The organism is Cupriavidus nantongensis (genome assembly GCF_001598055.1).
GTDB lineage: Bacteria > Pseudomonadota > Gammaproteobacteria > Burkholderiales > Burkholderiaceae > Cupriavidus > Cupriavidus nantongensis.
Genome location: NZ_CP014845.1, coordinates 657,403 through 668,802 on the forward strand (window position 1 = coordinate 657,403; position 11,400 = coordinate 668,802).

Annotated in this window: 8 protein-coding genes; 2 read left to right on the top strand and 6 right to left on the bottom strand. The window is 67.7% G+C overall.

The genetic code is table 11. From position 1 onward, the window contains the following. Positions 1-119 precede the first annotated feature (119 nt). The 6 genes from A2G96_RS24235 to A2G96_RS24260 form a co-directional block, all read right to left on the bottom strand. A complete protein-coding gene (locus A2G96_RS24235; protein WP_062804118.1) occupies positions 120-2,600 on the bottom strand; it encodes a GcvT family protein in 2,481 nt (826 codons plus the stop codon). A gap of 100 nt (positions 2,601-2,700) precedes the next feature. Then, positions 2,701-3,552, bottom strand: a complete 852-nt coding sequence (locus tag A2G96_RS24240) for an EamA family transporter (RefSeq protein ID WP_062802755.1) — start codon at positions 3,550-3,552, stop codon at positions 2,701-2,703. Positions 3,553-3,813: 261 nt separating this feature from the next. Beyond that, the gene (locus A2G96_RS24245; RefSeq protein ID WP_062802756.1) at positions 3,814-4,947 is read right to left on the bottom strand and encodes a 2-aminoethylphosphonate--pyruvate transaminase; all 1,134 of its coding nucleotides are present in this window, start codon (positions 4,945-4,947) and stop codon (positions 3,814-3,816) included. A 37-nt stretch (positions 4,948-4,984) separates the two neighbouring features. After that, positions 4,985-6,799 carry a putative 2-aminoethylphosphonate ABC transporter permease subunit gene (locus A2G96_RS24250; protein ID WP_062802757.1) on the bottom strand — a complete coding sequence of 605 codons (1,815 nt, stop codon included), beginning with the start codon at positions 6,797-6,799 and terminating at the stop codon, positions 4,985-4,987. Beyond that, positions 6,790-7,932, bottom strand: coding sequence for a putative 2-aminoethylphosphonate ABC transporter ATP-binding protein (locus tag A2G96_RS24255; protein ID WP_062802758.1), 1,143 nt, complete (start codon positions 7,930-7,932; stop codon positions 6,790-6,792). The genes A2G96_RS24250 and A2G96_RS24255 overlap by 10 nt, the downstream gene beginning before the upstream one ends. A gap of 71 nt (positions 7,933-8,003) precedes the next feature. Then, on the bottom strand, positions 8,004-9,038 hold the full coding sequence (locus tag A2G96_RS24260) for a putative 2-aminoethylphosphonate ABC transporter substrate-binding protein (protein WP_062802759.1): 1,035 nt from the start codon (positions 9,036-9,038) through the stop codon (positions 8,004-8,006). 265 nt (positions 9,039-9,303) lie between these two features. Here A2G96_RS24260 and A2G96_RS24265 point away from each other — a divergent pair, with 265 nt between their 5' ends. Next, complete coding sequence (locus A2G96_RS24265) at positions 9,304-10,020, top strand: phosphonate utilization associated transcriptional regulator (protein WP_062804119.1); 717 nt, start codon at positions 9,304-9,306, stop codon at positions 10,018-10,020. A 60-nt stretch (positions 10,021-10,080) separates the two neighbouring features. Beyond that, entirely contained in the window at positions 10,081-11,370 is a 1,290-nt protein-coding gene (gene phnA, locus A2G96_RS24270) for a phosphonoacetate hydrolase (protein WP_062802760.1), read from the top strand. Positions 11,371-11,400 lie beyond the last annotated feature (30 nt).

Consider the following 11,400-nt stretch of genomic DNA (forward strand, 5'->3'; position numbering starts at 1 on the left):
GGCTGCGCTGACCCCGCGATTGTCGCCGTGGCCTAGGGTTTACCTCAAGGCGGGGCGTTGAATAGTGGTTATCAGCCGGCGCGAATATTCCCCCGCCGGCTGTCCGTTCAGGTCCTTGTTCAGGCCTTCGGCCGCGCCGACGCCGGATCGTAGGGCGCGCGCAGGTGCACGCGCGCGGGCAGCAGCGCGCCGGCGAGGTCGACGTGGTAGCTGCCGGCTTCCAGCCACGCTACATCGGCCGGCCCGTCCTCGCGTGCCAGCAGCGCCATGCCGACCGGGCAGCCCAGCGTATGGCCGAAGGCGGCGGAACTGAGCGATCCCACCGCGCGCACGCTGCCGTCGGGGCCGGTGCGCAGCACGGCCTCGCCGCCCCACAGCATGGCATCGCTGGCGCCGTCGACCGTCACCACCACCATGCGCCGCTTGGGCGCGCCCGCCTGGCGCAGCCGCAGTAGCGCTTCGCGCCCGCGGAAATCGATGCCGCTGGCCAGCTTGCAGGCGAACGCCAGTCCCGCCTCGAACGGGTTGACCGATGGCGACAGCTCGCGGCCCCAGGCGCGATAGCCCTTTTCCAGGCGCAGCGACTCGATCGCGTAGTAGCCGGCATTGACCAGCCCGAGCGTGCGGCCAGCCTCGTGCAGGGTCTCGTACACGCCCACCGCGAATTCCACCGGCACGTACAGTTCCCAGCCCAGCTCGCCGACGTAGGTCAGGCGCGTCGCGCGCACGGTGGCGTAGCCGAGGTCGATCTCGCGCGAACTGCCGAACGGGAAGCCTTCGTTGGAGAAATCCGCGCGCGACACCTTCTGCAGCAGTTCGCGCGAGCGCGGTCCCATCAGCGCCAGCACCGCGTACTGGCCGGTGACATCGACGATCACGCAGCGCTTGTCCGCGGGGATCAGCCGCTCGATATAGCTGAAGTCGCGCGTGGTCTGCGCCGAGCCGGTCACCACCAGGTACTGGTCATGCGCCAGCCGCGTCACGGTCAGGTCGGATTCATAGGTGCCGCGTTCGTTGAGCATCGCGGTATAGACGGTCTGGCCCGGCGGCACCGCCACGTCGTTGCTCATCACGTATTGCAGCACCGCCTCGGCGTCGGCGCCCTTGACCAGGTACTTGGAGAACGAGCTCATGTCGAACAGCGCCACGCCTTCGCGGCAGGCGCGGTGCTCGGCGCCGCTCCACGGCAGCCAGTTCTGCTGGCCGAAGGCGTATTCGACCTGTGGCGATGCGCCCGCCGGCGCGAAGAAGTTGGGCCGCTCCCAGCCCATCTTGCTGCCGAAGCCGGCGCCGGCATCGCGCAGCTGCGCATACAGCGGCGAGCGGCGGAACGGGCGCGCGGTCTCGAGTTCGCGGTTCGGCCACGGCATCGCGTAATGCAGCCCGAGCGTTTCCTTGACGCGGTCGTGCAGCCAGCTCTGGTTGCCGTTGAAGCCGGCGAAGCGGCGGATATCGACCGGCCACAGGTCCATGGTGGGCTCGCCCGCGACGATCCATTCGGCCAGCGCCATGCCGGCGCCGCCGGCCGAGGCGATGCCCATCGAGTTGAAGCCCGCGCCGACGTAGAAATTGCGCAGCTCAGGCGCCTCGCCCAGGATGAAGTTGTTGTCTGGCGTGAAGGATTCCGGCCCGTTGTAGAACTGCTTCACCTGCGCCGTTTCCAGCGCCGGCACGCGCACCAGCGCGTTTTCCATCAGGATCTGGAACTGGTCCCAGTCATCCGGCAGCAGCTGGAACTCGAACGGCTCCGGAATGCCCTGCATGCCCCACGGCTTGGCGTCGGGCTCGAAGCCGCCCATCACCAGCCCGCCGACTTCCTCCTTGAAGTAGATGAAGCCATCCGGGTCGCGCATCACCGGCAGGTCGGGGTGCACGCCGGCAATGCGCTCGGTGACGATGTAGTAGTGCTCGGCCGAATGCAGCGGCACGGTCACGCCGCACATCTGCCCCACCTGCCGTGCCCATTGCCCCGCGCAATTGACGACGATCCCGGCCTCGATGCGGCCTTCGTCGCCGGCCTTGTTGCGCCAACTGACGCCGGTGGCGCGGCCGTCGCGGGTATGTATCGCGGTGATCTTCGTGTCCTGCGCAATGCGGGCGCCGCGGCTGCGGGCTCCGCGCGCCAGCGCCTGGGTCAGGTCGGTCGGGTTGGCCTTGCCGTCGCCGGGCAGCCAGACCGCGCCGAGCAGGTCGTCGGTGCGCATTACCGGCCACAGCTCGCCGGCCTGGGCGGGCGAGATCACCTCGCATTCCACCCCATAGGCGCGCGCCACCGCCGCCGTGCGGCGCAGCTGCGTCATGCGCTCGGCGGTGCGCGCCACCGACAGCGAGCCGCATTGCTTCCAGCCGGTGCCGAGGCCGGTTTCCGCTTCCAGCTCGCTGTACAGCTGCGTCGAATAGCGGATCAGCCTGGTCATGCTTTCCTGCGAACGCAGCTGGCCGACCAGCCCGGCGGCGTGCCAGGTGGTGCCGCACGACAGCTGTCCTTGCTCGAGCAGCACCACGTCGGTCCAGCCGAGCTTGGTCAGGTGGTAGGCAACGCTGCAGCCGATGATGCCGCCGCCGATGATGACGACGCGGGTTTGCGAGGGAATGGACATGGTGTTCAACGCGCGGGGCGAAGGCGGTGGAGGATGATTGCCATGGTATGCAACAAAATGCCACTAAACAACGCAAAATGCAACAAAACCGGACCGGGCTTCAGCGCGCCAGTTGCAATGTGACGATGCCCAGCAGCACCAGCGCGGTAGCCACCACGCGGCGCCGGTCGAAGGATTCGCGCAGCAGGAAGTGCCCCAGCAGCGCGGCAAAGATCACGCTCGACTCGCGCAGCGCCGCCAGCTTGGCCACCGGCGCCATGGTCATGGCCCACAGCATCAGCGCATACGAGCCCACGCGGTTGATGCCGCCGATGCCGGCGCGCTTCCATTCCGTACGCAGCAGCGCCAGCAGCGATGTGCCGCGGCGGGCAAAGGCATAGCCGGGCATGAACACATGCGACATTGCCTGCAGCCAGACGATGTAGGTCAGCACCTCGCCATGGCGCTTGACCGCGGTGCCGTCGATCACGGTGCCGCCCGCCAGGCACGCCCCGGCCAGCAGCGCGAAGCCGAGCAGGTCAGGCGCCTGCCGGCGCCAGTGCACCAGGCTGACCAGCCCGCAGCAGATCAGCGCGATGCCGGCATAGCCGCCCGGGCCCAGCCGTTCGCTGCCGCTCAGCAACAGCAGCATCGCCACCATCATCGGCGCCGAGCCGCGCATCAGCGGATACGCCTGGCTGAAGTCGCCGCGGTTGTAGGCGGCCACCAGCGACAGCTTGTAGACCACCTCCAGCGCCACCGTGGCCAGCAGGAACGGCCATACCTGCAGTGCCGGCATGGGCACCAGGAACAGGAACGGCAGCGCCACCAGCAGGCAGAAGGTGTCGATCAGCGCCATCGACGACAACCGGTCGCCGCCGATCTTGACGATGGCGTTCCACGACGCATGCATCAGCGCCGACAGCATCACGGCGGCAAAGGCAAGGCCGTGGAAATCGGGGGGGAGGGACATGAAGGGGTGGTTGGTTCTTGTGGTCTGCTGCATCCGGGTGTTTCGCGAACCCGCTTGTCTGCTCCCCTCTCCCGCGCGCGGGAGAGGGGTTGGGGGAGAGGGCCGGCGGTGGCAATAGCGCAGGCATGCATCGCGCGACGAGGCTAGCTTGTGGACGTAATTCGATCACCTGCAGTACTGCGAGCTCCTGCCCTCTCCCCCACCCCTCTCCCGCAGGCGGGAGAGGGGAGCTTGCTGCTGGCGTCGGAGATAAAAAACGACTTACGCCGCCTCCGCCAGCCGCCCCTGCATCCCGATCCCCATCTCCCTCAGCACCTCGCCGATCGCTGTCACCACGTTGCGCATTTCGTTGTCGTCGATCGCGCCGATGCAGCCGACGCGGAAGGTTTCCACCTGGGTCAGCTTGCCCGGGTAGAGAATGTAGCCGCGCTCGCGCACCTTGGCGTAGAAGGTCTTGAAGTCGTAGCGCGCATCCGCCGGCGCGTGAAAGGTGACGATGATCGGCGCCTGCACCGCCGCCGGCAGGAAGGTGCGGAAGCCCAGCGCCGCCATGCCCTTGACCAGCGTGTCGCAGTTGCGGCGATAGCGCGCGCCGCGCACCGGCTGGCCGCCTTCTTCCAGGAACTGGTCCAGCGCCGCGCGGAATGCGGCCACCACGTGCGTGGGCGGGGTGAAGCGCCACTGCGTGGTCTTCTGCATGTAGACGTACTGGTCGTAGAGGTCCAGCGCCAGCGAGTGGCTGTTGCCCTGGCTCGCTTCCAGCACGTCTTTCCTCACCAGCACGAAACCCATGCCGGGCACGCCCTCGATGCACTTGCCGGTCGCGGCCACCAGCGCGTCGAACGGCATGGTGCGGGCATCGATCTCGATCGCGCCGAACGAGCTCATGGCATCGACGATCAGGCCCTTGCCCAGCCGCTGGCACAGCAGCGCGATGTCCTGCAGCGGGTTGAGCACGCCGGCGCCGGTCTCGCAGTGGACCTGCGCCACATGCGTGATCGACGGGTCGCGCCGCAGCGCTTCCTCGATCAGCGCGGCGCTGGCGGGCTGGTCTTCCGGGATCGGCAGTTCCACGCTGGCGCGCCCGAGCACCTTGCAGATCTTCAGGATGCGCTGGCAGTAGGCGCCGTTCTGCGGCACCAGCACCTTGCCGTCGCGCGGCACCACGTTGGCGATCGCCGCTTCCACCGAGAAGGTGCCGCTGCCCTGCATCGGCACGCAGACATGGGTGCCTTCGCCGTGGACGATGCGCACCAGGTCGTCGCACAGGCTGCGCGTGATGGTGTTGAAGCTGGCATCCCACGAGCCCCAGTCGCGCAGCATGGCCTGCTTGGTAGCGAGCGAGGTGGTCAGTGGGCCGGGGGTCAGAAGGATCGGGTCATTGCCGCGAATCATGTTGAGCTCCTGATTGGGAAGGAGTGAAAAAGGGAAGTCAGTCGTTGCCCTGGCGCCAGGCCTGGGTCTTGCAATCGAGCACGCGTTGCAGCAGGTAATAGAGCAGGCAGGCGCCGGCCGAGGTCAGCACCACCAGCGTGGCCATGGCCGCGGCCGGGCCGATGTCGCCGGACTCGTCCAGGTTGACGATCTCGACCGAGGCCAGCTTGGTGTCGGCGCCGTACAGGAACACCACCGCCGAGACCGTGGTCATGGCATTGATGAACAGGTAGCGCGAGATCTCCAGGATGGCGGGCAGGCAGGCCGGCACCGTGACCTTGAAGAAGGTCTTGTAGAACGGCACCTTGAGCGATGCCGACACGGCCTCGAACTCGCTGTCGAGCTGCTTGAGGGCGGTCACCGCGGTCAGGTGGCACGACGCGTAATAGTGGACGATGGTCACCAGCACCAGGATGCCCAGGGTCTGGTACAGCCCGTGCAGCGGGTTGGCCTGCGGCACGAAGAAGAAGATGTAGCCCAGCCCCAGCACCAGCCCCGGCACGCCCATCGGCAGCACCGCCATCAGCCGCACGAAGCCGCGCAGCCAGTCCAGGCCGCGGGTCTTCTCCAGCAGGTAGGCGGTGGCGAAGATGAACACCGGCCCGATCACCGCGGCCAGGCCCGCCATGCGCAGGCTGTTCAGGTAGGAATCGACCACGCCGCCCTCGACCAGCCCGACCCGGTAGTGGTTCAGCGACAGCGAGAAGTTGTACGGCCACAGCTTGACGAAGGACGCGTAGATGGCCATGCCCATCACCGCCACCATCAGCGCCGCCATCAGCCAGCAGAACACCGCCATGGCCAGGTCGAAGCGCGGACTGCGGCGCGGCACGTAGGGCACCGAGCGCGCCGACATCAGCGCCATCTGGCGGCGCTGCACGCGCGCGTCGACGCAGTACGTCACCGCCACCGGCACCAGCAGCATCAGCGACACCACCGCGCCCTGCGAGAAGTCCTGCATGCCGATCACCAGCTTGTAGATGTCGGTCGCCAGCATATGGAAGTTGCCGCCGATCACCTTGGGAATGCCGAAGTCCGAGATCGCATAGGTGAACACCACCATGGCGGCGCTGACCAGACCGTAGCGCGCGCCCGGCACGGTGATGGTGAAGAACTTGCGCACGGTCGAGGTGCCCAGCGCATCGGCGGCCTCATACAGCCGCGCGTCGGTCAGCGACAGCGCCGTGATCAGGATCATCAGCGCATGCGGAAAGGTGGCGAACACCAGCGACGCGACGATGCCCAGCGGCCCGTAGATCTGCGTGCTGCCCATCCACGGCTTGAACAGCCCCTGGTTGCCGAACCAGAAGATGAACGAGATCGCCGCCAGCAACGAGGGCGCCAGCAGCGGGACCAGCGCCAGGTTGCGCAGCAGCCCCTTGCAGGCGATGCGGCTGCGCGTGAGCGCATAGGCAAAGCCGAACGCCAGCGGCACCGTGATGCAGGTGGCCAGCGCCGAGACCCACAGGCTGTTCCATACCGAGCGCAGCAGCGCGGGGGACTCGAAGTAGGCGCGGAAGTGCGCAATCCCGGCCAGCGTGCCGTCGCGGTTCTGCACGCTCTTGGCCAGGATCATCACGATCGGCGCGAGCATGAAGCAGGCCAGCGCCAGCGCCGCCAGCGCCAGCAGCGCGTAGGCCAGGCGGTCGGTCCAGTGCGCGCGCACCGCGGTGGCGACCAGCGCTGGGGGCGTGGGCTGCGCGCCCGGGTTGGCGGGCCCCGACGGCGCGCTGGCGACGGTCTGGGGAAGGGTATCGGTAGCCGGCAGGGTGGCGGACGTGGCGGCCGGCGCCGCAGTGAGGCTCATGCGCATGCGTGGCGGAAGATGCGGATACGGTCAGCGGGAATGGCCAGGCGCAGCCGGTCGCCGGTGTGCGGGCGCAGCTCGTGCAGGTCATTGAGCGAGAGGTCGGCATAGAGCGCGCTACCGCTTGCGCCAGCGGCACCGGCTGCCGGGGGCGCGACGTCGGGCAGCCGTAGCGTCAGCCGCGAGAACGCGCCGAGGAACTCGATCTTGTCGACGGTGGCCTCCAGCACATTGGGGCCGTGCTGTTCGATGCCGCGCACGCAGACGTCTTCGGGGCGGAAGAACACCTGCACGTCCTCGTCCGGGCAGCAGCCGGCCGGCGCGGCGCAGCGCATGCGCACGCCGCCCAGGTGCAGCTCGCCGTGGCCGCAGACGCGCGCGCCCAGCATATTGGTCTTGCCGACGAAGTCCGCCGCAAACGGCGTGGCCGGGCGCTGGTAGACCTGCGCCGGGGTGCCGACCTGCTCGATCGCGCCCTGGTTCATCACCACGATGCGGTCGGCCATCGACAGCGCCTCTTCCTGGTCGTGCGTGACCAGGATGGTGGTGATGTTCAGGCGCTGCTGCAGCGCGCGGATCTCGCTGCGCAGCCGCACCCGCACGCGCGCGTCGAGCGCCGACAGCGGTTCGTCGAGCAACAGCAGGCCGGGCGAAGTGGCGAGCGCGCGCGCGATCGCCACGCGCTGCTGCTGGCCGCCCGACAGCTGCGCCGGGTACTGGTTGCCGCGATCGGGCAGGCCCACCAGCGTCAGCAGTTCGGCCACGCGCGCGCGGCGCTGGTCGCGCGGCATGCGCCGGTTGACCAGGCCGTAGGCGACGTTGTCGGCCACGGTCAGGTTGGGGAACAGCGCATAGGACTGGAACACGATGCCGTAGTCGCGCTCCATCGGCGGCAGCGTGGAGATATCGCGCCCGCCCTGGTGGATGGTGCCGGCGTTCTGCGATTCCAGCCCCGCGATGATGCGCAGCAGCGTGGTCTTGCCGCAGCCCGACGGGCCCAGGAAGCAAAGCAGCTCGCCTTGGCGCACGTCGAGATCGATGTTGTGCAGGGCGACGAAGGCGCCGCTGCTACTGCCGAAGCGCTTGTGGATGCCTTTCAGGCTGAGATAGGTCTCGGCCGTGGATGTGGGGGCTTGCATGGCGTGGGAGTCCTCGCGCGATGGGGTATCGATCGTTGCCGCCGGTCCCGCTTTCGCGGGACGACGGGTGGTTACTGCTTGGCCTCCGACTTGCTGGCGTAGCGCTTCTGCCATTCGGTCAGCACGCGCTCGCGGTTTTTGGCGATATAGCTGAAATCGTTCTTGACCAGCATCTGCTCGTAGTTGGCCGGGATGGTCTCGACCTTACGCGCCACGCCGGGGTAGGCGACGATGGCCCAGTCCTTGGCGAACAGCTGGTTGGCTTCCTTGCTGGCCAGCCAGTCCAGGTAGCGCTGCGCGGCCTCCATCTTCTTCGTGCCCTTGACGATGCCGGCGGCCTCGATGTCGTAGCCCAGGCCCTCCTTGGGGAAGATCATCTCGATCGGCGCGCCCGCGGCCAGGGTCTTGTGCGCGCGCAGCTCGAACGAGATGCCGATCGGGAATTCGCCCGAGCCGGCCTGCTTGCACGGCTTGGAACCCGAATGCGTGTATTGCGCGATGTTCTCGTGCAGCGCGTCCATGTACTTCCAGCCTTCCTGCTCGCCGTAGAGCTGCAGCCACGCGGTCACGTCGAGGAAGCCGGTGCCCGAAGAGGCCGGGTTGGGCATCACGATGGTGCCCTTGTAGACCGGCTTGGCCAGGTCTTTCCAGGTCTCGGGGCGGGGCAGGTTGCGCTTCTTGGCCTCGACGGTGTTGAAGCAGATGGTTGCGCCCCACACGTCCAGGCCCACCCACGACGGCGGCGTGGCCTTGTCGCTGTAGTCGCGCGTCAGCTTCTCGAAGCCCTTGGGGGTGTAGGGCACCAGCATCCCTTCCTGCTTGAGCAGCTCCAGGCTCGACGCCGCCAGCCCGGCGATCACGTCGGCCTGCGGGTTGGCCTTCTCGGCCAGCGCCTTGGCGGTGATCACGCCGGTGGAATCGCGCACGTATTTCAGCTCGATATCGGGCGCCACCTTGGCAAAGCCCTCGGCGTAGGGCTTGAGGGTCTCGATCTCCCACGCCGTATAGACGGTGAGCGTGGTCTTCTGGGCCAGCGCGGTGCCGGAGGCGGCTAGCGCAAGCAGGGCGGCGGCGGTGCGCAGGGTGGTGGTGAAGGACGGTTGCATGGGGACTCCTTCCGGCATTGTAGGTGGAGAAATGTGTCAATGTGGTGAATCTGTTGCAATGCCACGGGGCGCGTTGCACAACATTGAATCACCGTGAAACCCTTGTGCTACAACACTTGCAAGACATATGCCCGGTTCTTTGGCGCTTGCTTCGTCACCCATCTGACTGCGCCGATGTCTTGTTTGTTGACAATATACAAACCGCTTGCTTTAATCGCAATAAGGATTTTCGATACTGCTGAATCCGTCACAAACGGGAGTGTTCATGTCACGCCAAGCCCCGCTGGCGAGCGAAATCACCATCCTGCAGAGCCAGTCGCTGACCACCCTGGTGCAGCGCGAGCTGGAGCTGCGGATCATGTCCGGCGAACTCGCGCCCGGCGCCAAGCTCAACGAGATCGAAGTCGCCGGGCAGCTCAATGTGTCGCGCGGTCCGGTGCGCGAGGCGTTCCGTGCGCTGGAGCAGGCCGGCCTGCTGCGCACCGAGAAGAACCGCGGTGTGTACGTGCGCGCCATCTCGGTGGAGGAAGCCGATGAGATCTATGAACTGCGCGCCGTGCTGGACGAATTCATCGGCCGGCAGCTGGCCGCGCGCATCACGCCCGAGAGCCTGCGCGAGCTGCGCGCCCTGGTGGAGGCGCTCGACGCGGCCAGCCAGGCGCGCGATGTCGATGAATACACGCGGCTGAACCTGTCGTTCCACGACCGCATGGTCGAGCTGGCCGGCAACCGCAAGCTGCTGGAGACCTACCGGCGCCTGGTCAAGGAACTGACGCTGTTCCGGCGCGAGGCGCTGTCGCGCAGCCACGCCGCCATGCCCGATTCCACCCGCGAGCACCGCGCCATCGTCTCGGCGATTGCCGCGCGCGACGGCGAACTGGCCGCGCGCCTGATGCGCGAGCACGTCGAGCGCGGCCGCGCACGCATGCATGCCGCGGTGGCCCCAGCGGCTACTGGCGACGGCGCCGATGCCGCCGCCTGAACCCAACCCAATCCACCCAGCTACCGCCTAAGCGCCCGCGATCCCGCACAGGAACCGACCATGCCCGATACCAACGTCAGCAACGCCAGCAACGCCAGCAACGCCCGCACCATTACCGTCAACCAGCGCAGCTACCGCTGGATGCAGCAGCCCGTCGTGGTGGTCTGCGTCGACGGCTGCGAGTTCGATTACCTGGAAGCCGCAGCCGCCAGCGGCCGCGCGCCTTACCTGAAGCGGCTGCTGGAAGCCGGCTCCGCCTTCCGCGGCGCCTGCGTGGTGCCGACCTTCACCAACCCCAACAACCTGTCCATCGTCTGCGGCGCGCCGCCCGCGGTGCACGGCATCTGCGGCAACTACTTCTTCGATCGCAGCGCCAACGGCGGACGCGGCGAGGAAGTGATGATGAACGACCCCAAGTACCTGCGCGCCGGCACCATCCTGGCCGCCTTTGCCGAGGCTGGTGCCAGCGTTGCGGTGGTCACCGCCAAGGACAAGCTGCGCCGGCTGCTGGGCCACGGCATGCAGGGCATCTGCTTTTCGTCGGAGAAGGCCGACCAGGCCACGGTGGCCGAGAACGGCATCGACGGCGTGCTCGAGCTGGTGGGCATGCCGGTGCCGGACGTCTACAGCGCGGAGCTGTCCGAGTTCGTCTTCGCCGCCGGCGTGCGCCTGATGGAAACGCGCCGCCCGGACCTGATGTACCTGTCCACCACCGACTATATCCAGCACAAGTTCGCGCCCGGTTCGGACGGCGCCAATGCCTTCTACGCGATGATGGACAAGTACCTGGCGCGGCTGGACGAACTCGGCTGCGTGGTGGCGCTGACCGCCGACCACGGCATGAACGCCAAGCATGACGAGGCCACCAAGGCGCCCAACGTGATCTACCTGCAGGACCAGCTGGATGCCTGGCTGGGCCGCGGCGTGGCAGACGGCGGCGCGCGCGTGATCCTGCCGATCACCGATCCGTACGTGGTCCACCACGGCGCGCTGGGCTCGTACGCCACCATCTACCTGCCCGACGATGCCGACGCCGCCGCGATCCAGGCGCGCCTGTCGGACCTGCAGGGCGTGGAAAGCGTGCTGACCAACGCCGAGGCCTGCGCGCGCTTCGAGCTGCCGCCGGACCGCGTCGGCGACCTTGTCGTCACCAGCGACAAGCACGTGGTGCTGGGCACCAGCCGCAGCCGCCATGACCTGTCCGGCCTCGACGCGCCGCTGCGCTCGCACGGCGGCGTGTCGGAGCAGACCGTGCCGCTGGTGTTCAACCGCGCCACCGCCGGCATTCCCGGCAAGGCCGTGCTGCGCAATTTCGACATCTTCGATGTCGCGCTGAACCATCTGCACTGAACGCCTGCATCGCATCTACCGGAGGAGACC